General features: G+C 73.7%; 21 protein-coding genes and 1 pseudogene. 16 read left to right on the top strand and 6 right to left on the bottom strand.

Annotated elements, in window-relative coordinates; all coding sequences use genetic code 11:
* Window positions 1–2 precede the first annotated feature (2 nt).
* Both Asera_RS03395 and Asera_RS03390 read left to right on the top strand, forming a co-directional pair.
* A complete protein-coding gene (locus tag Asera_RS03395) occupies window positions 3–857 on the top strand; it encodes a sulfurtransferase (RefSeq protein ID WP_030449472.1) in 855 nt (284 codons plus the stop codon).
* 1 nt (window position 858) lies between these two features.
* The gene (locus tag Asera_RS03390; protein WP_030449473.1) at window positions 859–1,191 is read left to right on the top strand and encodes a DUF1416 domain-containing protein; all 333 of its coding nucleotides are present in this window, start codon (window positions 859–861) and stop codon (window positions 1,189–1,191) included.
* A 168-nt stretch (window positions 1,192–1,359) separates the two neighbouring features.
* Here Asera_RS03390 and Asera_RS03385 read toward each other — a convergent pair whose 3' ends face one another.
* Window positions 1,360–2,943 (bottom strand): Na+/H+ antiporter, encoded by a 1,584-nt coding sequence (locus Asera_RS03385; protein WP_030449474.1) that lies wholly within the window; start codon window positions 2,941–2,943, stop codon window positions 1,360–1,362.
* A 159-nt stretch (window positions 2,944–3,102) separates the two neighbouring features.
* Between Asera_RS03385 and Asera_RS03380 the strand changes: the two genes are divergently transcribed.
* From Asera_RS03380 to Asera_RS03375, 3 genes are all read left to right on the top strand, one after another.
* A complete protein-coding gene (locus Asera_RS03380; protein WP_157035171.1) occupies window positions 3,103–3,894 on the top strand; it encodes a hypothetical protein in 792 nt (263 codons plus the stop codon).
* Window positions 3,895–3,986: 92 nt separating this feature from the next.
* On the top strand, window positions 3,987–4,085 hold the full coding sequence (gene mtfM, locus Asera_RS33495) for a small membrane protein MtfM (RefSeq protein ID WP_030449476.1): 99 nt from the start codon (window positions 3,987–3,989) through the stop codon (window positions 4,083–4,085).
* Window positions 4,082–4,705 (top strand): heme-binding beta-barrel domain-containing protein, encoded by a 624-nt coding sequence (locus Asera_RS03375; RefSeq protein WP_425305935.1) that lies wholly within the window; start codon window positions 4,082–4,084, stop codon window positions 4,703–4,705. Before mtfM ends, Asera_RS03375 begins: the two co-directional genes overlap by 4 nt.
* Window positions 4,706–4,737: 32 nt before the next feature.
* Here Asera_RS03375 and Asera_RS03370 read toward each other — a convergent pair whose 3' ends face one another.
* On the bottom strand, window positions 4,738–5,577 hold the full coding sequence (locus tag Asera_RS03370) for an aminotransferase class IV (protein ID WP_030449478.1): 840 nt from the start codon (window positions 5,575–5,577) through the stop codon (window positions 4,738–4,740).
* Window positions 5,578–5,772: 195 nt separating this feature from the next.
* Here Asera_RS03370 and Asera_RS03365 point away from each other — a divergent pair, with 195 nt between their 5' ends.
* From Asera_RS03365 to Asera_RS03355, 3 genes are all read left to right on the top strand, one after another.
* Entirely contained in the window at window positions 5,773–6,207 is a 435-nt protein-coding gene (locus tag Asera_RS03365; protein ID WP_030449479.1) for a Fur family transcriptional regulator, read from the top strand.
* Window positions 6,208–6,349: 142 nt separating this feature from the next.
* On the top strand, window positions 6,350–7,426 hold the full coding sequence (gene ygfZ / locus Asera_RS03360; RefSeq protein WP_425305967.1) for a CAF17-like 4Fe-4S cluster assembly/insertion protein YgfZ: 1,077 nt from the start codon (window positions 6,350–6,352) through the stop codon (window positions 7,424–7,426).
* 99 nt (window positions 7,427–7,525) lie between these two features.
* The gene (locus Asera_RS03355) at window positions 7,526–8,359 is read left to right on the top strand and encodes a beta-keto acid cleavage family enzyme (RefSeq protein WP_030449481.1); all 834 of its coding nucleotides are present in this window, start codon (window positions 7,526–7,528) and stop codon (window positions 8,357–8,359) included.
* A 36-nt stretch (window positions 8,360–8,395) separates the two neighbouring features.
* On the opposite strand, the gene Asera_RS03350 is transcribed toward Asera_RS03355, so the two are convergent.
* Window positions 8,396–9,184, bottom strand: coding sequence for an SDR family oxidoreductase (locus Asera_RS03350; RefSeq protein WP_030449482.1), 789 nt, complete (start codon window positions 9,182–9,184; stop codon window positions 8,396–8,398).
* A 175-nt stretch (window positions 9,185–9,359) separates the two neighbouring features.
* Here Asera_RS03350 and Asera_RS32940 point away from each other — a divergent pair.
* The 7 genes and pseudogenes from Asera_RS32940 to Asera_RS03315 form a co-directional block, all read left to right on the top strand.
* Window positions 9,360–9,785, top strand: a pseudogene (locus Asera_RS32940) (helix-turn-helix domain-containing protein); the annotation flags it as partial.
* Window positions 9,786–10,226: 441 nt separating this feature from the next.
* Window positions 10,227–10,745, top strand: a complete 519-nt coding sequence (locus Asera_RS03340) for a hypothetical protein (protein ID WP_030449484.1) — start codon at window positions 10,227–10,229, stop codon at window positions 10,743–10,745.
* A 240-nt stretch (window positions 10,746–10,985) separates the two neighbouring features.
* Window positions 10,986–11,315, top strand: a complete 330-nt coding sequence (locus Asera_RS03335; RefSeq protein ID WP_244843718.1) for a DUF2516 family protein — start codon at window positions 10,986–10,988, stop codon at window positions 11,313–11,315.
* Window positions 11,312–12,121, top strand: a complete 810-nt coding sequence (locus Asera_RS03330) for an alpha/beta fold hydrolase (RefSeq protein ID WP_244843717.1) — start codon at window positions 11,312–11,314, stop codon at window positions 12,119–12,121. The genes Asera_RS03335 and Asera_RS03330 overlap by 4 nt, the downstream gene beginning before the upstream one ends.
* Window positions 12,118–12,903, top strand: a complete 786-nt coding sequence (locus Asera_RS03325; protein WP_030449488.1) for an EI24 domain-containing protein — start codon at window positions 12,118–12,120, stop codon at window positions 12,901–12,903. The genes Asera_RS03330 and Asera_RS03325 overlap by 4 nt, the downstream gene beginning before the upstream one ends.
* 76 nt (window positions 12,904–12,979) lie before the next feature.
* Complete coding sequence (locus Asera_RS03320; RefSeq protein WP_030449489.1) at window positions 12,980–15,157, top strand: endonuclease/exonuclease/phosphatase family protein; 2,178 nt, start codon at window positions 12,980–12,982, stop codon at window positions 15,155–15,157.
* Between the two features lie 7 nt (window positions 15,158–15,164).
* Window positions 15,165–15,677 (top strand): O-acetyl-ADP-ribose deacetylase, encoded by a 513-nt coding sequence (locus Asera_RS03315; protein ID WP_051803001.1) that lies wholly within the window; start codon window positions 15,165–15,167, stop codon window positions 15,675–15,677.
* A gap of 184 nt (window positions 15,678–15,861) precedes the next feature.
* Here the strand turns inward: Asera_RS03315 and Asera_RS03310 are convergent, their stop codons facing one another.
* The 3 genes from Asera_RS03310 to Asera_RS03300 all read right to left on the bottom strand — a co-directional run bounded on the left by Asera_RS03310 (window position 15,862) and on the right by Asera_RS03300 (window position 18,481).
* Window positions 15,862–16,782, bottom strand: a complete 921-nt coding sequence (locus Asera_RS03310; protein WP_030449491.1) for a MerR family transcriptional regulator — start codon at window positions 16,780–16,782, stop codon at window positions 15,862–15,864.
* 42 nt (window positions 16,783–16,824) lie between these two features.
* Window positions 16,825–17,586 carry a maleylpyruvate isomerase family mycothiol-dependent enzyme gene (locus Asera_RS03305; RefSeq protein ID WP_035298579.1) on the bottom strand — a complete coding sequence of 254 codons (762 nt, stop codon included), beginning with the start codon at window positions 17,584–17,586 and terminating at the stop codon, window positions 16,825–16,827.
* A gap of 124 nt (window positions 17,587–17,710) precedes the next feature.
* Window positions 17,711–18,481, bottom strand: a complete 771-nt coding sequence (locus Asera_RS03300) for a maleylpyruvate isomerase N-terminal domain-containing protein (protein WP_030449493.1) — start codon at window positions 18,479–18,481, stop codon at window positions 17,711–17,713.
* 133 nt (window positions 18,482–18,614) lie between these two features.
* On the opposite strand from Asera_RS03300, the gene Asera_RS03295 reads away from it, so the two are divergent.
* The gene (locus Asera_RS03295) at window positions 18,615–19,700 is read left to right on the top strand and encodes a UDP-N-acetylmuramate dehydrogenase (protein WP_035298581.1); all 1,086 of its coding nucleotides are present in this window, start codon (window positions 18,615–18,617) and stop codon (window positions 19,698–19,700) included.
* Window positions 19,701–20,256 lie beyond the last annotated feature (556 nt).

Here is a 20,256-nt window from a genome sequence, read left to right as displayed (position 1 = left end):
TCATGAGTCGCGACACCGCACTCGTCTCGGCCGACTGGGCCGAAAAGAACCTCGGACAGCCGGGGATCGTCTTCGTCGAGGTCGACGAGGACACCACCGCCTACGACGGCGGCCACCTGCCGGGCGCGATCAAGCTCGACTGGAAGACCGACCTGCAGGACCCGGTACGCCGCGACTTCGTGAACCAGCAGCAGTTCGAGCAGCTGCTGTCCAGCCGGGGCATCGGCAACGACGACACCGTCGTGCTCTACGGCGGGAACAACAACTGGTTCGCCGCCTACGCCTACTGGTACTTCAAGCTGTACGGGCACGGCGACGTGAAGCTGCTCGACGGTGGCCGCAAGAAGTGGGAGCTGGACGGCCGGCAGCTGTCCACCGAGCTGCCGCAGCGCGCCGCCACGCAGTACTCCGCGAAGCCGCAGGACCTGTCGATCCGCGCGTTCCGGGACGAGGTCGTCGACGCGATCGGCGTCAAGAACCTGATCGACGTCCGCTCGCCCGACGAGTACGCCGGCCGGCTGCTCGCACCCGCGCACCTGCCCCAGGAGCAGTCGCAGCGCGCCGGGCACGTACCGACCGCGGCGAACGTGCCGTGGAGCAAGGCCGCCAACGAGGACGGCACCTTCAAGTCCGACGACGAACTGCGCGCCCTGTACATCGAGGCCGGGTTGGACAGCAGCAAGCCGACGATCGCGTACTGCCGGATCGGGGAGCGCTCGTCGCACACCTGGTTCGCGCTGCACGAACTGCTCGGCGAGCCCGACGTGAAGAACTACGACGGCTCGTGGACCGAGTACGGCTCGCTCGTCGGTGTGCCGGTCGCCCTCGGCGACGAGCCGGGCAGCAAGGAGGCCTGACATGACCGCACAGCAGGCATCGCTCACCGTGGCCGGTTGCGGCGCACCCGACCAGGCGGCAGCGCTGCCGGCCAGCGTCGACCTGACCAAGGAGACCGTCATCGCCGGTACCGTCACCGCCGACGGCGCCACGGTGTCCGGCGCCTACGTACGGCTGCTGGACGGCACCGGCGAGTTCACCGCGGAGGTCGTGGCGTCCGACGACGGTGCCTTCCGGTTCTTCGCCGCGCCCGGCGCCTGGACCGTACGGGCGCTGTCCCGGGCCGGCAACGGCGACGTGCCGGTGACCGCCGACCGCGGCCTCAACGAGGTCGAGGTCGCCGTCGCCCGCTGACCGCCATCGACGAGGTGTGGCCCCGGGATCGCCCTCCAGGGGCCACACCCACTTCTTCTCACTCCCTTTGCTCTGCTTCTCATGGGTAAGCAAGGTTGGACTGCTTCCCATGAGTAAGCAGAGCAAAGGGGCCCGAAGAGCACCACCTGCTTCGAACGGCGTGGTGGGTCAGGTTCGTTGGATGGCGCGCAGGTCGAGGCGGCGCAGGACGTGGTCGGCGGCCTCCGGGTCGGCGCCCTGCTGGCGGGCCGCCAGCACCGCGCGGCGGGCCGCGGACAGCAGTTCGGCCTCCAGCCCGACCAGCTCGTGCCGCATTGCCAGCCGGCGGGCCAGCTCCGGGTCGTCGTCGCGGTCCTCGCCGCTGCGCATCCGGTTCAGCACCGCCTGGTACCAGGACTGCAGCCGGTCGTACAGCTCCGGCGGAACATCGCCGGAGTCGGTGAGCTCCTGCAGCCGGGTCAGCGCCGCCTTGGCCGCGGCGCCGGTGATCGTCAGCTCTGCCTTGCGCTGCTTCTCGCTGCTCGCCTGCACGCCCAGCCCCCGCACCAGTGTCGGCAGCGTCAGCCCCTGCACCACCAGCGTCACCAGGATCACCGCGAACGCGATCAGCAGGATGTTCGCCCGCTGCGGGAAGTCCAGCGGCAGCGCCAGCGCGGTCGCCACGGTGACCACGCCGCGCATCCCGGACCAGGCCAGCACGGCGCTCTCCCGCCAGCTGCGCACGCCGCTCGGTTCGACGCCGGCGTAGGTACGGATGCGCCGCCGGGTGTGCGACAGCAGGCCGGCGAACAGCATCCAGCCGATCCGTACGCCGATCACGACGACGCACACGATCCCCGCGTCGATCAGCGGATGCAGCAGGTGGTGTCGCAACTCCGGCAGTACCTCGGTCAGCTCCAGGCCGATCAGCCCGAACGCGAACCCGGTCACCAGCAGCTCCACGACCTCCCAGAACGACCGGCTCTGCAGCCGTCCCTCGGCGTCGTCCGGATTGGAGGCGAAGTGCCCCAGGTAGAAGCCGGTGGCGAGGACCGCCAGCACCCCGGACGCCTCCAGCCGGTCGGCCGCCACGTACGACACGAACGGCACCAGCAGCGACAGCCCGCTCTGCAACGTCGCCGTCGGCAGCCACCGCAGCAGGTACCGGCTGAGCACGCCGACGAGCAGCCCGATCACCGTGGCGGCGACCGCCGAGTAGACGAACAGGCCGCCGACCCGCAGCGCCGAGAACGAGCCCGTGACCACGCCGGCCACCGCCACCTGGTACAGCGTGAGCGCGGTGACGTCGTTGAACAGCCCCTCGCCCTCGATCAGCGCGACCAGCCGGCGCGGCAGGTTGAGCCGGTTCGCCACCGAGGTGGCGGCCGCCGCGTCGGGTGCCGCGACGATCGCACCCAGCGCGATCGCGCCGGCCAGCGGCAGGCCGGGCATCAGCGCGGACGCCACCGCGGCGACGGCGGCGGTACTGACGAACACCAGGGCCACCGCGAGCAGCAGGATCGGCCGGGCGTTCGCCACGAAGCTGCGCCACGAACTGCGCTGGGTCGCCGCGTACAGCAGCGGCGGCAGCACCAGCGGCAGGATCAGGTCCGGTTCGAGCTTGAGCGCCGGCACGATCGAGTTCGGGATGACCGCGAGGATCAGGCCGAACACGGTGATCAGCACCGGGTACGGCAGCTTCAGCCGCTCGGCCAGCGGCGTGATCAGGATCGTCGCAATGGCCAGCAAGAACACGACCCCAAGCTGGCTCATCGCACGCACCCGCCCGTGCCCGCCGCGCGGCGCAACCGCGCCGTCCCGCCCGCCAGCGCCACGTCCCCCGACATGTCAGCGACACTAACGGGTCGCAACCGCGGCGCCTGGCCGTTCCCCGCTCGCCGGGCCCGTGCGGGCGGCTGCCACCATGGTCGCGTGACGAGGCGTGCGCGGTGGCTGTGGGCGACGGTGGCGCTGTGGGCCGTGGTGCTGGTCGCGCTCGCGTTCGCGGCGGCCAGCCGCCCCACCGTCAAGCAGCAGCAGAGCCCGGCCGCGGCCCGCCCGTCGGTGCAGGCGGCGCTGGCCAGCGTGCTCGCCGCCGCCGGGCCGGACACCGTGACGGCGGTCGGCCCGTACCGGCAGGTCGGCACGTGCTCGCTGACCGCGGCGCGGCGCGGCGTCGAGTGGTCGCAGGTCGTCGACGTCTACGGCCCGACCGCCCGGCTCGCCGGGCTCGCCGACCGGCTGCCGGCCCGCTACCAGGCGAAGTCGGAGCTGTCGTTCACCGGCGGCGGCCGGATGACCGTCGCGCACCCCTCGCCGTTCCTGAAGCTGACGGTGCGGGCCGCGGAGAAGGACCCGGGACACGTGATCGCCACCGTCGACACCGGCTGCCGGCCCACCACGGGCAACCCGTACCCGGCGTTCCTGGCGGCCGCGTCCGACCGGGAACGGGGTACGGCGAAGCGGGTGTTCGGGCTGTTCGACGCGACGCCGAGGACCTGGCAGCGGGCCGAGCTCGGGTGCGGTGCCCGCACCGTCACGGCGACCGCCACCGCGCCGTCGTCGCTCGCCCCGCTCGGCCGGGCGCTGGACGCGCACCCGCCGGCCGGCCGGCTGATCACGCACAACGACTCGCGGTACGTCTACCTCGACCACGGCCGCGGCCTGGTGGTGGCCGCGGACGGCGACCGGCTCGCCGTCACCGCCACCACACCATGTCGCTGATCTCGCGTGCGGTCGGTCCGGGGTGACCCGGCCGACGATCGCACCCGACACGGCCGAGCGGGCGGGGACAGCGCCCCGTAGACTCACGCACCGTGGTCGAGCTGGGATTCGTGAGCCTGCTGGTGGTGCTGTTCGGCGTGCTCGCCGGCACGTTCGGATATCTCGCGGTACGGATCGGGAGGGCGCGGTGAGCGAGAACAGCGGCGCGGACGGCACGAGCACGCAGCAGCCGGGTCTGCCGCCGGGCTTCCCGAGCCAGACCGCGCCGGCGTACCCGTACGAGGAGACGCACGACCTGCGCGTCGGCCCGGACCTGCATCCGTCGCTGCTCGGCCTGCTGCCGTACGTCGGGGTGTGGCGCGGCTGGGGCAAGGGCGGCTACCCGACGATCGAGGACTTCGACTTCGCCCAGGAGATCCGGTTCAGCCACGACGGCCGGCCGTTCCTCTACTACGAGTCGCGGTCCTGGCTGGTGGACGCGGAGCGTAAGCCGATCCGTCCGGCGGCCCGCGAGGTCGGCTGGTGGCGGCCGCAGGTCGGCCCGAACGGCGCCCGCGACGGCGACGAGATCGAGGTCGAGCTGGCGCACCCGACCGGCATCATGGAGCTCTACCTGGGCCGGATGACCGGTACCCAGGTCGAGCTGGGCACCGACGCGGTGTTGCGGTCCGGCACCGCCAAGGACGTCTCCGCCGGCCACCGGCTGTACGGGATCGTCGAGGGCGCCCTGCTCTACGCGTACGACATGACTGCGATGGGCCAGGAATCCAGCCCGCACCTGTCCGCCCGTCTGGAACGCGTGGCGGGCTGACCGCCCGCCCGGAACGTGTGGCGGGCCGACCCTCAGGCCTGGAAACCCAACAGGTCGCGGAGCGTTTCGGTGGGGGCGGGTTCGGTGAACTTGACGCCGTCGAGTTCGCGGACCGCGACGATGCCGCGGACGCTGGAGGTCAGCCAGACGCCGCTGGCGCGCTCCAGCTCGTCCTGCCGGACCATCCGCTCGCCGGCGTGCCAGCCGAGCGCGTCGACGTGGTCGAGCAGCCAGCGCGCCGTGGTGCCGGACAGGATGCCGGTCGCCTGCGGCACGGTGTAGAGGGTGCGGTGCTCCAGCCAGACCAGCGTCGAGGTCGGCGCCTCCAGCAGGTAGCCGTCGGACGACACCCACAGCACGTCGTCCAGGCCGGCCGCCGCGGCCCAGCGCTGGCAGGCCATGTTCATCGCGTACGACAGGGTCTTCGCGCCGCCGAGCAGCCACGGCGCCGCGGACCGGGCGTCGGACGCGAGCCCGAGGTTGAGGGTGCCGAGGCGCAGCCCGTTGCGGCGCACCGCGTGAGTGCTGTCCGGGACCGCGGTCAGGGTGCCGTAGCAGGTGATGCCGTCGCCGTCCTCGGGACCGCGGGTGCAGATGATCTTCAGCGCGCCCTCGGTGCCGGCCGGCCACTGCGCGCAGAGGGTGTCGGCGAGGCCGACCAGCTCGGCGCGGGGCGGGAGATCGAGGTCGAGCCGGGCGGCCGAACCGGCCATCCGGTCCAGGTGGTCGTCGAGGAGCCACGGACGACCGGACCGTACGTGCATGGTCTCGAACACGCCGTCACCACGCGCCGCGCCGAGGTCGTCGGCGCGAAGGATCGGTGTGGTCGCAGGTATGACTCCGCGGCCCAGGACCGCGACGACTCGTTCCACGGCATCGACCCTATCCGGTAGGGGTAGCACTCTGCGCGACGGTACCCGCCGTTTTTCGGCCTCGCACGCCGCAAATGATCACCCTGGGTATCTTCGGAAGGGGCATTTACCATCTGGTCGGGCAAATCACCGATTGCCGACGTCGCGCCGACGCGGATTCGTCGTCCGAGCCGTACCCGTGCCTATGATCGGGCCATGGCCGCTGACACCGCTCCGTCGCTCGCCGACGTGCTGCGCGCCCGGGGTCTTCGGCTCACCGCCCAGCGGCAGCTCGTGCTGGAGGCCGTCCAGCGGCTCGGCCACGCCACCCCGGAGCAGGTGCACCAGGCGGTCTGCGCGACGGCCGCGGGCGTCAACATCACCACCATCTACCGCACGCTGGAGCTGCTCGAGGGGCTCGGGCTCGTCACGCACACGCACCTCTCGCACGGGGCACCGACGTACCACGTGCCGGGCGAGCGGTCCCACCTGCACCTGGTCTGCCACCGGTGCGGTGCGATCGACGAGGCGCCGCTGTCGCTGATGGGCCCGCTCGCCGAACAGCTCCTCGCCGAACGCGGGTTCCGCCTCGACATCGGTCACATGGCGCTGTTCGGCACCTGCGCCGACTGCGCCGAGCACCCGTCGTGACCCGTCGGCAACCGCGGCTGCCCCGACCGTAGCGGCGGCGCATCCGATCCGAGCACGAGGTCCACCAGGAAAGGCGCCCTTTCCGGCGGACCGAGGGAAGGCAGGCAGCCCCATGAACGCACCGACCGACACCGCCTCGCCGCTGCTGCGGCTACCCGGGGCGGTGGCCGCCGACCCGACCGGCCCGGACGCCGGCGTCGCCGCCCACTACGGCGACCCGATGCGCGAGCAGCGCACCCTGGCCGAGACGGTCGGGCTGGTCGACCGGAGCAACCGCGGGGTGCTCCAGGTGCCCGGCGCCGACCGGCTCAGCTGGCTGCACACCCTCGGCAGCCAGCACCTGGAGCGGGTCGACGCGCCGACCGGCAGCGAGCTGCTGCTGCTGTCCCCGCACGGGCACATCGAGCACCACGCCGTACTCGCCGAGTTCGACCAGGCCGTCTGGCTGGACACCGAGCCCGGCGCGGCCGGCGCGCTGCTGGACTTCCTCACCTCGATGCGGTTCCTGCTGCGGGTCGAGCCGACCGACGTCACCGCCGGGTACGCGGTGGTCAGCCTGGTCGGCCCGGACGCGCCGGCGGCACTGGCCCGGCTCGGCGTGCCCGAGCTGGGCCCGGCCCGGGTCGCCGCGGTACCGCCGGCTCAGTTCGCCACCGGCGCGGTGCCACCGGCGCCGACCTCGACGTTCCCGGTGGTCGCGCTGCCCGGCGGCGGGTTCGCCCGGCGGATGCCGGACTTCGGCGACGCCGCGGTGATCGACCTGGTGCTGCCCCGCCCGGCGCTGGCCGAGCTGCCCGAGCGGCTGGCCGTCCCGGTCGCCGGCAGCTGGGCGTACGAGGCGTTGCGGGTCGCCGCCGGCCGCCCCCGGTTCGGCCTGGACACCGACCACCGCACCATCCCGGCCGAGGGCGGCCTGCTCGCCTCGGCGGTACACCTGGACAAGGGGTGCTACCGCGGCCAGGAGACGGTGGCCCGGGTGCACAACCTGGGCCGCCCGCCCCGCCGTACGGTGCTGCTGCACCTGGACGGGATCGGCGAGCAGCTGCCCGCCCCCGGTACTCCGGTGCTGCGGGACGACCGGCAGGTCGGCGTCGTCGGCAGCGCCGCCCGGCACTACGAGCTGGGCCCCGTCACCCTCGCCCTGGTCAAGCAGAACGTCCCCGCCGACGCCGCCCTGCGCATCGGTGACGCCAACGCCGCCATCGACCCCGACCTGTAGCCGTCAGGGTCGCTGCGCCGGCCCGATGACCTCACATCACCGTCAGAGCAGAGATCGGGCCGGCGCAGCGACCCGGACAGGTCTGGCAGGATCGCGGGTATGGGTGGCACGTTGATCACGGTGGCGCCGACCGGCGCCGAGTCGAAGAAGTCCGAGGTACCGGCGCTGCCGGTGACGCTGGCGGAGCTGGTCTCCACGGCCAAGGAGTGCGAGGCGCTCGGCGCGAGCGTGGTGCACGTGCACATCCGTGGCGCGGACGCCGAGCCGACACTGGACCTGGGCCGGCTCAAGGACACCGTGGCGGCGCTGCACGCCGAGACGAACCTGATCGTGCAGCTGTCGTCCGGCGGTGCGGTGACCGACCCGGAGTCCGACCGGCTGCGGGTCCTGGAGGCCGAGCCGGACATGGCCTCCTGCACGATGGGCACGGTCAACTTCGGCGACGACGTGTTCTCCAACCGCTGGGAGTTCATCGTCGAGCTGCACACCCGGCTGCGCGACGCCAAGATCGTGCCGGAGTACGAGATCTTCGACCTCGGGCATCTCGCCTCGCTGGCCCGGCTGCTCGACAAGCACGGCCTGCCGTACGGCGGGCACGTGCACGTCGATTTCGTGATGGGCGTGCCGGGTGGTATGTCCGGCAGCGCGCAGACCCTGGTCGCCGCCGCGAACGAGGTGCGCACCCTGCTGCCGGCCGACACCACGTTCGCCGCGACCGGCATCGGCCGGACCACCCTGCCGGTGCTGCTCACCTCGCTCGCCGCCGGCGGTCACCTGCGGGTCGGCATGGAGGACACCCTGACGTACGCGCGGCGGCAGCCGGTGGAGAGCAACATGCAGCTGGTGGCGCGGGCTGCGGGCCTGGCCCGGCTGGCTCAGCGCCCGCCGATGCCGGTCGCCGAGGCCCGCGCGCTGCTGCACATCCGGGACTGACCTGGTCCGCGGCATCGTCGCCCCGGCGCCGGCTGGTCAGCCGCGATGGAAGCCGCCCTCGACGTTGATGACCTGGCCGGTGACCCAGCCGGACTCGGCCGAGCAGAGCCAGCCGACCACCGGCGCCACGTCGGCCGGGGTACCCCAGCGGCCGGTCGGGAACGCCGCCGCGACCCGCTGGTAGGCCTCGCCGGTCGAGTAGCCGGTGTCGCACGGGCCCGGGTTGACCGCGTTGACGGTGATGCCCTGCCCGGCGACCGACGCCGACAGCGACAGGGTGAGCGCCTCGATCGCGCCCTTGCTGGCGATGTAGGCGAGCTCGTTCGGCATCGGGCCGAGCCGCTGGCCGCTGGTGAACAGCACGATCCGGCCGCCCGGCCCACCCAGCTCCGCGTCCTGCTCGTACGCCGCGGCGAAGTGCTTGACCAGCAGCAGCGAGCCGCGCGCGTTGACGCTCAGGTGCCGGTCGATCTCCTCCGCGGTGATCTCGGCGAGCGGCGTCTGGGTCGAGTAGGCGTGCACCGCGGCGAGCGCGTCGATCCGCCCGTACCGGTGCAGCGCCGCGTCGACGAGCGCGCCGGGTTCGGCCGGGTCGGCGAAGTCGCCGGCCCGGTACTCGACCGCCGCGCCGGTCTCGCGCAACGCCGCGACGACCTGCGCGGTGCGATCCTCGGTGCCGTACTCGGCCGCGTCGTAGGCGGGCAGGCCGGACAGGAACAGGTCGTACCCGTCGGCGGCGAGCCGGTGTGCGACCGCGGCGGCGATCCCGTTGGTACGACTGACTCCGGTGACCAGGGCGACCCGGCGGGCGCTGGATGCGAACATGTCGCGCAGTCTCGCCGGCCGTCCCGTCAGCGGCAACGCAATACCGTGCTGCTAGCAGGGCGCAGATCACTTCTGCGGTCATTTCCGCAGGTGAACAGGCTGGATCGGCAGTGACGACACGCTCCTGCAAGCAGGGTGCTTGCAGGAGTTAGCACTGCGCGCTACCGTCGTTGACATGGCCGGGCTGCGGGACGTCGGGGACTTCATTCGCGAGCAGCGGCGCAGCGCGCAGATCTCGCTGCGGCAGCTCGCGAAGCAGACCGGCGTCAGCAATCCGTACCTCAGCCAGATCGAGCGGGGCCTGCGCAAACCGAGTGCCGAGGTGCTGCAGCAGATCGCGAACGCGCTGCGCGTCTCGACCCCGGTGATGTACCTGCGCGCCGGCCTGCTCGAGCACGGAGACGGCCAGGGTGTGCTGACCGCGATCGCCGCCGACGAGGTGCTCACGGCCCGGCAGAAGCAGTCCCTGGCCGAGATCTACGAGGCGTTCCGCCGCGAGAACCTGCGATACGCGGAGGCCGACGCGCCGTCCGACGGGGTGCCGTTCGACGGTGAGCCGTCCGACGGGGTGCCGGCCGCCGGCACGGCCGAGGACGGCCCGACACCAGAGCCGCACGACCCGGGGGTGGGTGCGGCGGCCGGGGCCGGTGGGAAACCGACCCCGGCCGCCAAGGCGGCATCCGTCGGCAGCACCGCCGAGCCGGCGGACGGTGGCCGGACCGCTGAGGCCGCGACCGAGCCGGCGGACGGTGGCACAGCGCCCACGGCCGGTCCGGTCGGGTCGCCGCGGTCGACCGCGGTGCCGATGGCGCGCACCGCGGCGAGCGCGGCGCGGCGGGCAGCGAGCAAGGCGGCGCAACGGGCCGCGGACGGCGCCTCGCGGGCCGCCGGCAGCCCGGCGGCGAAGGCCGCACAGCGTTCGGCCGGCAAGGCGGCGCAACGGGCCGCGGACACCGCGGCCGGCAAGGTAGTTCGATCCGCGGTCGGCAAGCGGGGGCGCGGCCGACCGGATGACCAGTGACCACAGTCGAGGGGTGGAGAAATGTCAGACAAGCAGAAGTACCCCGGCCCGCTGTACGCGGCGGCCGGGTTCGGTGACCTCGCCGCGGAGAAGCTGCGCGAGCTGCCCGACCGGGTGTCCGGCCTGCAGTCGTGGGCCCGCGAGGAGTTCTCCGGTGGCCGGGAGAAGGCCCAGGCCGACCTCGCCGATCTGGGCGGCAAGGTCGGCGCCGGGCTCGCCAACTGGCGGCACCGGGTGCAGGACATCGCCGCGACCGACCGCACCCAGCTGCGGGCCGACGCGCGCCGCCGGGCCGGCGAGCTGGCCGACGAGGCGGGTCGCCGGCTGGTGACCGCGCAGGTCCGGGCGGCCGAGGCGTACCAGGACCTGGTCGCCCGGGGCAGCACCCTGCTGGACGCCGACGCCACCACCGCCGCCGACACGCCGGACGAGATCGCCGAGCACGCCGCGCCGGTACCGGAATCGGAGTCGGCGCCCGCGCCGAAGAAGATGGCGAAGAAGGCGACCCGTCCGGCAGTCCGGAAGAGCGCGGACAAGTAACCCTCGGGTGCGCGAGTGGCGCACCCCGAGGATGGGGTCCGGGTGCGCGAGCGGCGCGTCCGGGCCCCGTCACGCCGGTACGGGCGTGGCACCGGCTCCACCGCCGGCCGCTGCGCCCGGTGGCGTACCCGCGTGGCCGGCCCGGCGGCGCGCCGGCGTACCGCCCCCGTGACCTGGGTGGGGCAGCGGGCGCGGGAGTTCGAGGCGGTGCACCGCGCGCACCGGCGCTAGGCTCGTCGCATGATGTTCCAGTTCCCGGTGCCGACGCTCGACAACTTCGCCGTGGTGGTGGAGTACTACATCGCGCTGCTGTTGACCGTGTTCACCCTGGTGCTGGAGCTGGTCGCGCTGGTGCACTGCGCGATCCAGCGGTCCGACGCGTTCCGTGCGGTCGGCACGCTGAGCAAGCCGGTGTGGCTGCTGCTGATCGGCGGGTCGACCCTGCTGACGCTGCTGCTCGGCGCCAGTCCGCTCGGCCTCATCGGGCTGGTCGGCCTGGTTGCCGCCTCGGTCTACCTGCTGGACGTCAAGCCCGGCCTGCGAGATCTGCACAGCGGCGGGCTGTGGTGACCGGCCGGGTCGCCGGCACTCTGCACACCGCGCACGGCGCACACCTGGACTACCTGGTGGTCGGGTCCGGCGCGCCGGTGACGGTCTTCGCGCACGGGCTGGGCGGCGGCATCCCGGACACCCGCCCGCTGGGCAGCGCGGTCGACGGCACCAAGGTCTTCTACCACCAGCGCGGGCACGGCGGGTCGACGGCGGTGCCCGGCCCGTGGACGTACGGTGACCTGGCCGCGGACCTGCTCGCGGTGGCCGACGAGGTCGGCGCCACCCGCGCGCTCGGGGTCAGCCTCGGCGCCGGCGCCCTGTGCCGGCTGCTCGCCGAGCAACCGGAGCGGTTCGAGCGGCTGGTGTTCTTCCTGCCGGCGGTGCTGGACACGCCGCGCGACGGGGCCGCCCGGGAGCGCATCGTCGGGCTCGCGACCGCCGCGGCAACCGGCGACGAGAAGCTCGCCACCGAACTGATCGAAGCGGACGTACCGGCCGAACTGCGGGACAGCGCAACCGCCCGGACGTTCGTCCGCCAGCGGGTCGCCGCGCTGCTCGGGCCGGGGCTGGGCGCCAGCCTCGCCGGGCTGGCCGAGGCGGTGGCGCTGCCCCGCTCCGCCGGCGGCCTCGCCGCGCTGGCCGCGGTGACCGCGCCATCGCTCGTACTGTCCTGCGTCGGTGACCCGGCGCATCCGGCGGAGGTGGGCGACCGGCTCGCCGCGGCGCTGCCGCACGCCACCCTGCACCGGTACCTGGAACCCGGGGTGCTGTGGCACCACCGGGCAGACCTGCGCGGCCGGATCAGCGCGTTCCTGAACGGATGATCCGGATGCTGCGCGAGTTCGCGACCGGTGTCGCCCTGCTCGGGCGCGGCATCGTGGTGGTGTTCCGCTCGCCGCGGCTGCTGCTGTTGGGCGCGCTACCGGCGCTGCTCGCGTTCGTGGTGCTGGCCACCGGGTACACGTTCCTGCTGGTGTTCCTCGGCGACGAGGTCGAGCTGGTCACCCCGTTCGCGGACGGCTGGTCGGCCGGGTGGCGGACCACCGCGCACGTGGTCGCCGGGGTCGCGCTGACCGGCGCCGGGCTGGTGGTGGCGGCGCTGCTGTTCACCACGCTGGCGCTGACCATCGGTGACCCCTGCTACGAGGCGATCTCGCGGCACACCGAGCGGCAGTGTGGCGGGCTGCCGGACGAGGTCGAGGTGGCGTGGTGGCGCTCGGCGGGCCGGACGGTGCGAGACGCGCTGCGGATGCTGCTCGCCTCGGCGGTCACCGGCGTGCTGCTGTTCGCCGCCGGGTTCCTGCCGGCGGTCGGCCAGACCGTGGTGCCGGTGCTGGGTGCGCTGGTCGGCGGCTGGTTCCTGGCGCTGGAGTTGACCGGCGTGCCGTACGAGCGGCGTGGCCTGCGGCTGGCCGAACGCCGCCGCCTGCTGCGCCGGTACCGGCCGCGGGCGCTCGGGTTCGGGGTCGCGGTGTTCGTGCTGTTCCTGGTGCCGTTCGGGGCGCTGATCGGTACCCCGGCCGCGGTCGCCGGCGCCACCCTGCTCGCCCGGCACACCCTCGGCGATCCGGCCACGGTTCGCCGCCCCGCCCCGGTACCCCACTGACCGGGCAGGTCACGGCGGTTGCCCGGTCGGTGACGCAGGGCACGGTGGGTTCCGGAGAGGCGCTAGTGTGCCCGCCATGGATGTGCCGGCGTCGACGTCACGGGGGCCCGAGGCCACGGCCCCGGCCGAACCCGCCAGCGGTCCGGGCGCGGCGGGCCGGGCACCGCTGGTCGCGCTGCTGGCCGTGGTCACCGTGTTCGCGGTCGAGGGGCTGCGCACCAGCGGTCCGCCGCTGGACCACGTCGCGGGTGCCGGTGGGGTCGCGGTCGCGGCGTTGGTCGCGCTGCTGGTCTACCTGCTCCCGGTACTGATCGGCCCGCTCGCCGGTTGGCTCGGGGCGCGGCGCGCCACCTCCGCGGCGGTACTGCTGCTCGTGGTGGTGCGGCTGCTGGAGCAGGCGGTGCCGACGCCCGGCTTCGGTACCGCGTTGACCACCACGGTGGTCGGCCTCGGCGCGCTGGTGCTGGTGTCCGCGCAGGTGGTGCGGATCGGTCGGCGCGGGTTCGCGCTCGGCATCGTGCTCGGCGGCGCCGTCGATGTCGCGGTACGGTCCGCGTTCGGCAGCTGGGATCCGGTCTGGCGGCCCGGCCTGCTGCCCTGGCTCTACACGGTGGTCGCCTGCGTGCTGCTGGTGGCGCTGCTGGCGCGCACCGCGCGCGCCTTCGGGCCGGTGACCGGCGAGGTGCGCTCGTTCGCCGTGCTCGGCCCGTACCTGGCGCTGTACGTGCTGATCCTCGGCAGCCCGGCGTTCGTCGCCTCGCAGGGCGGCCTCGGCGCGCCGTGGGCGACGGTACTGCTGCTGTTCGGCGCGCTGCTGGCGATCGAGGCGATCGGGCGGGACGCGCGGCTGCCCGGCCGGTACCTGTGGATCGTCGGGCTGGTGCTGCTCGGCGCGGTCGCCGCCGCCCTCTACCTGCACGGCGTTCCCGCGCTGATCGCGGTACTGGTCGGCCAGGTCGCCGCCGCGCTGCTGCTGGCGCGGCTGCCCGCGGCATACCAGCCGCCAGCTCCCGCCGGTGCGCCCGCCCGAGCCGGCGGCGTACTGCGCCCCGGGGTCGCCGCCGCCGGTGACGGGGCGGGTCCGGGGCGCCCGGCGGGGCGCCGGGCGCACGCCGGGCCGACCGGGCTCGAGCCGGACTCGGCGCCGTCACCCGGCGGTCGGCGGGTCGGAGTTCCCGGCGGCGGGATGCGGCCCCGGCCCCGCCCGACCCCACCGCCGGCTCCGCCGGTACGGCACCGTACGCCGGCTTTCGGCTTCGCGGCCGCGGGCCTCGGCGCCGGTCTCGGCTTCGTCCTCGTCGTCCTGCTGTACCAGGCGAGCTACGACCTGCCGCTGCCGTTCGACAACCGGTTCCTGCCGCTGGCCGGTGCGGTCCTGATGGCGCTGCCGGCGGCGCTCGGCTACCGGTCCACAGTGGACACCGAGCCGGCGACGCCGGACCGGCGCGGCGGGCTGCTCGCCCCGCTTGCGGGGGTGCCGGCGGTACTGCTGATCGTGCCGATCGTGCTGCTGCTGACCACCCCGGCGCCGGCGCACCCGAGCGCCACCGCGGACTCGGTCCGGCTGGTCACCTGGAACCTGCACTACGGCGTGAACGACGACGCGGCGGTCGACCCGGCCGCGATCGCCGCCACCCTGCGGGGCCAGCACCCGGACGTGATCCTGCTGCAGGAGGTGAACCGCGGCTGGCCGATCGGCGGCGGGACCGACCTCGCCGAGTGGCTGTCCCGCACCCTCGGCATGCCGTACGTGTGGTCGCCGGCGGCGGACGGCCAGTTCGGCAACGTGATCATGTCCAGCCTGCCGATGTCGCACGTGCACACCGGCCCGCTGCCGTACGGCCAGGGTCCGCAGCGCCGCTCGTACGCGCAGGCCACGGTGCAGCTGCCCGGCGGCCAGGGGCTGACCGTGTGCACCGCGCACCTGCAGAACATCACCGAGCACCACGCCACCCGCGACGCCGAGATCGACACGCTGCTCGGACACTGCGGCGGGCACGCGCCCGTGGTCGTCGCCGGCGACTTCAACGCCATGCCCGGCTGGCCGGAGATCGCGAAGTTCGACCGGGCCGGGCTGGTGAGCGCGCAGGACTCGACCGGGCACGCCGGCGAACTGACCTCGCCGACCGACACCCCGAAGTACCGGCCGGACTGGATCTTCGGCTCCGACGACGTGTCGTTCAACGACTTCCGGATCGTGCACAGCACCGCGTCGGACCACTTCCCGCTGGCCACCACGGTACGGCTGGGATGATGCGGTGATGCAGATCGACGCGGTCCGGGGAGACATCACCGAACAGCAGGTCGATGCGATCGTGAACGCGGCGAACTCGTCGCTGCTCGGTGGCGGTGGCGTGGACGGCGCGATCCACCGGCGCGGCGGGCCGGAGATCCTCGCCGAGTGCCGCGCGCTGCGCGCCTCCCGGTACGGCAAGGGTCTGCCCACCGGGCAGGCGGTCGCCACCACCGCTGGTCGGCTCCCCGCGCGGTGGGTGATCCACACCGTCGGCCCGGTCTACTCGAGCGGAACCGACCGGTCGCCGCTGCTGCGCGACTGCTACCGCAACTGCCTGCGGGTCGCCGACGAGCTCGGGGCGGTGACCGTCGCGTTCCCGCTGATCTCCGCCGGCGTGTACGGCTGGCCGGCCGACGATGCGATCCGGCAGGCGCTGAACACCCTGCGCGACACCGAAACCGCGGTTGAACGCGCCACCCTCGTGTTGTTCGACGAACCCAAGCGTCTCCTCGCCGAGCAGCTCCTCGCCGCCCGCTGACCACCGCCCCAACCCCGTCGCGCGGTAGCCGGCGCCGTGCTCGTCTCCGCACGGTCTCGGCCGGGCAGGTAGATCCGACTCGACTCCGCCAGGGCCAGAAAGCGCCCGTGACGCGGCGAGCGCCGCTCGGGACCAGTCGGTCGGTTCGGTCAGGATGCGGTGAACGCTGCCCGGGACCGGTCGGTCAGGATGCGGAGAGTGCCGCCCGGGACCAGGCGATCGGTTCGGTCTGGGCGGGGAGTGCCGGCCAGCCGTTGACCACCGACAGCAGCTCCAGGTAGCGCTGCCGCCGCGGGTCCGCGGCGGTCTCCAGCCGCGCCGCCAGCCGGGTACGCACGTCGAGGCCGGCGGGGTGGCCCAGGGTCGCCGCGTACCGCTCCGTCAGCGCGGCGACGAGCGACGCGGCGGCGGGCGAGCCGGGGTCGACCCGCGCCGCGAGCGCCGGCCGCGCCTGCTCGATGGCGAGCGCGACCGCGTCCGGCCGGGGCAGCCGGCCACCCGCGACCGCGTCCTGCGCGACCCGGTCGGCGTGGAACTGTTCGGCGGTGCGGCGCAGGACCGCACGGAAGCCGTCGTCGGCGAGCAGCGCCGTCAGCTCCAGCCAGGCCGCCGCCTGGGCCGCGTCCGGATCGTCCGGCAGTTCCGGGGTCAGCGAGCGCGGCACGCCGTCGAGGTCGAGGCCGGCGAAGACGGTGCCGAGGAAGTCGTCGATCAGGGCGACGCGGTCGTCGTCGGACAGCAGGCTCATCAGATCGGTCTCCTTCGGGTCGATGCCGTGTTCGGCCACCGCGGCGAGTACCGCGCGTTGCCGGCGCAGCGCGTGCAGCTGCTCGGTGACCGCCGCGACCCGTACCGCGGCGACCTCGGCGAGGGAGGTCTGGCCGCCCAGGATCCGGGCCACGGTGGCGAGGTCGAGACCGAGCGCGCGCAGCGTGCGTACCAGCCGGAGCCGGGTCACCGCGGCCGCGTCGTACCGGCGCTGCCCGGCCGCGGTCCGCCCGGCCGGCGGCACCAGTCCGAGGTCGGAGTAGAACCGGACGGTCTTGACCGACAGCCCGGTCAGCCGGGCCAGGTCACCGATCGCGAGGTGCGCGCCGCTGGTCATGCAGCCACTGTGCCTGCTCCCCCTGCTGGAGGAGCAAGCCGGTCAGCCGACCCGGAGGCAGTCCAGCAGCGTCTCGTCGCCGGTGACGGTGAGGATGTCGAACGGCACCCGCCCGTACAGGGCGAGTTCCACGTCGCTGGCGGACCCGCTGACCTGGGTCTGCAGCGGGCGTTCCTCGGGCAGCAGGGTGGCGGTGTCCAGCAGCGAGATGGCGCCGCCGCGGACCCGGACGATCCAGCTGTCCTCGGAGTCGTCGGCGATCAGCTGGACGACGCCGTCGCCGGTCTTGGCGAGCCCGCCGTCGGCCGGTAGCCAGGTGTCGAGCACCTCGTCGACGCCGTCGACCGCGAGCGCGGTCTCGATCGGCTCCGGCAGCCCGACCGCGACCTGCCCGTCCCAGCGGTGCACCGCGAGCTCGTGCGCGAACCGGCGGTACCAGAACCGGGCGACCTTGTCCTGCGGCGCCCAGTTCCACGCCGGCAGATCGGGCGCGGTACCGCCCAGCGCGGCCACCGCGGCGGCGAGCGCGGCGTCCCACCACGGCAGCAGGTCGGCGCCGGTCGGCGCGCCGTCGGTGGACGGGTCCCCGGGCGAACCGGTCTCACCCCGGACGACGTGTGCCGCGACCCAGCGCAGCCCGGCGCCGGTGTGCCGGAACAGGTCGGCGACCGTCCAGCCGGGGCAGCTCGGTACCGGGCTGGCGAGCGCGTCGTCGACCGCCGTGACGGCGCGCAGCGCCGCCGCCTCCCGCTGGATCGCCGACAGCCAGAACGCCTTGTCCGGCCTGGCCGAGGTCAAGGTCATGGCGTCCCCCGTTTCCGACATACCGCGAAGCCCGGCGCGGCACGGCGGCGCAGGGCCCTCTAGGGATAGCAGAAGCCGCCCGGATCGTCACGCTCGGGGCACCCCGGGCGGATCCGGCGCCGGTTCACGGGTCGAGCGTGGGACGGCGGTCCGGCCGCAGCTGGTCGAGCAGCCGCGCCTCGCCGGCGGTACCGACCAGCTCGAACGAGATCCGGCTGGTGAGCGCGAGCAGCAGGTCGCTCGCGGTACCGGCGGCCACGGCGCGCACCGCCGGGGTGGTGTGGCCGCTGTTGTCCAGCAGCGCCATGCCCTCCTCGCGCAGGCGGACCAGCCACTCGGCGCCGGTGTCGGTGGCGAGCAGCCGGACGGTACCGGTCGGGTCGTGCCGGCCGATGCGGCGCGCCGGCAGGATCGTGTCGAACAGCTCGGTCACGCCGTCGGTGGCGGCCTTCGCCTCCAGCGGTACGGGTGCGCCGGTGGCGAGCTGCACGTCCCACCGGTCCAGCGCGGTCAGGTGCGCGGTGCGGCGCATCCAGAACCGGGCCTGCTTCGGCTGCGGCGCCCAGTTCCACGCCGGCAGGTCGGGGTCGAGTTCGTCGAACGTGGCGAGCAGGTCGCGGTACGCGTCGAGCCAGAAGTCGAGCAGCGCCAGACCGTGCGGCGGCTCGGGCAGCGGGAGGGTGGGTCGGCTCGTCTCGCCGCGGGTCACGTGTGCGCGAACCCACCGGTACTCGGCGCCGAGCGTGCCGAGCAGATCGCCCACGGTCCGGTCGACGTGGCCGGGTACCGGCAGTTCGAGGGCGTCCCCGACCGCCGACTCGCCGAGCAGCACACCGTCGTGGCGCAGCGCGGCCAGCCAGAAATCCTTTCCCGGCCGCACCGGAATCCTGCTCATCGGCCTGCCTCCTTCGTCGGAAGCCCGATGAGCCGCGATGCGCGGTACCTCTGATTCGCTCGCTGATGCTCGCTCATCGTCCTGCACCCCCATCCGCGCGGATGGCTGGATACTTCGAGCTTAGGCTGACCGGGTGCAGGACGTCAGTCAAGAGTTTCTGGGTCGCTACACGACGCTCGGCCTCGGTGGCCCTGCGCAACGTGTGGTCGAGGTCACCAATTCCGACGAGATCGTCGCGGCGGTACGCGCCGGGGACGCCACCGGCGAGCCGCTGTTGCTGCTCGGCGGCGGGTCGAACGTGGTCATCGCGGACGAAGGGTTCCCCGGGACCGTGGTCCTGCTGCGCACCGGCGGCGACGGCCTCGGTTTCGGCCGCGGCGGCGACGGCCGGGTCGCGGTGACCGTACCGGCCGGGATGGACTGGGATGCGGTGGTCGAGGCCACCGTCGCCCAGGGATGGTCCGGGATCGAGTGCCTGTCCGGCATTCCCGGCGCGGCCGGCGCAACGCCCATCCAGAACGTCGGCGCGTACGGCCAGGAGGTCTCGCACACCATCGTCGAGGTCACCGTGTACGACCGGGTCGAGCAGCGCACCGCCGCGATGCGCGCCGACGACTGCGCGTTCGGCTACCGGACCAGCCTGTTCAAGGGCAACGACCGGTGGGTGGTGCTGTCGGTCGCCTTCGTGCTGCACGAGGGCGGCGAGTCCGAACCGATCCGGTACGAGCAGCTGGCCCGCGCCCTCGGCGTCGAGGTCGGCGACCGGGTACCGCTGCCGCTCGTCCGGGACGCGGTGCTGGAGCTGCGCCGGAGCAAGGGCATGGTGCTCGACCCGGCCGACCCGGACACCCGCAGCGCCGGCTCGTTCTTCACCAACCCGATCCTGTCCGCCGACGAGTTCGCCGCGCTGTCCGCCCGGTGCGCCGACCTGCTCGGTGCCGACGTGCCCGTACCGTCCTGGCCCGAGTCCGGCGACCGGGTCAAGGTCCCCGCCGCCTGGCTGATCGAGCGCGCCGGCTTCACCAAGGGGTACGGCCCCGGCCCGGTACGGATCTCCACCAAGCACACGCTCGCCCTCACCAACGCCGACCACGGCACCACCGCCGAGCTGCTCGACCTGGCCCGGGAGATCGCCGCCGGCGTCCACAAGACCTTCGGTGTCTCCCTCCACCCCGAACCCGTCCTCGTCAACACCTCCCTGGGCACCTCTATGCGCTGAGGTACACCCGTAGCGCCGGTGCCCGGCTCGCGTGCGCGCGATGTAAAGCCCACCCCCTGTCGGCGCTGGCGCGCTGGTGCTGGCGGTGTAAAGCCCACCTCTGTTTCCCCTTTTCACCCCCCGTGGGGGAACCGTGGGGAGCGGGCTTCGCCCCTCCCCACACCCCTCCCCGTCAAGGGGGCAGTCGCCCCTTGACAATCCACCACCGGAAAACCAGAGACGAGATCCTTACCCCGCCTGGCCCGCTTCGGAACTACGGGATGTCGGTACGGCCTACCCATTAACGCCAAGCCCGCCACGCCAAGCCAACCCCACCCGCCTGTGGGCCGCCAGGACACGAAGCGACGCGACGCGATGCGTTGCGAGGCGGGCGTTGCCGTGATGGGAAGGCCCGGCCGGTTCCCCGGTCTTCTTCGACGCACGCTCGGCGTCGAGGGGCATCGTCACCGGGATGGGTAAGGGGATGGCCAAGGGGAATCCCCTTGGCGGGGAAGGAGCGCGAGGAGGGGCGAAGCCCTCTCCTCGCATTCCCCCACGCGGGGTAAAGCGGCGAACA

The organism is Actinocatenispora sera, assembly GCF_018324685.1.
In the GTDB taxonomy this organism is placed as follows: domain Bacteria; phylum Actinomycetota; class Actinomycetes; order Mycobacteriales; family Micromonosporaceae; genus Actinocatenispora; species Actinocatenispora sera.
This window is presented reverse-complemented; position numbering and strand designations above follow the sequence as displayed.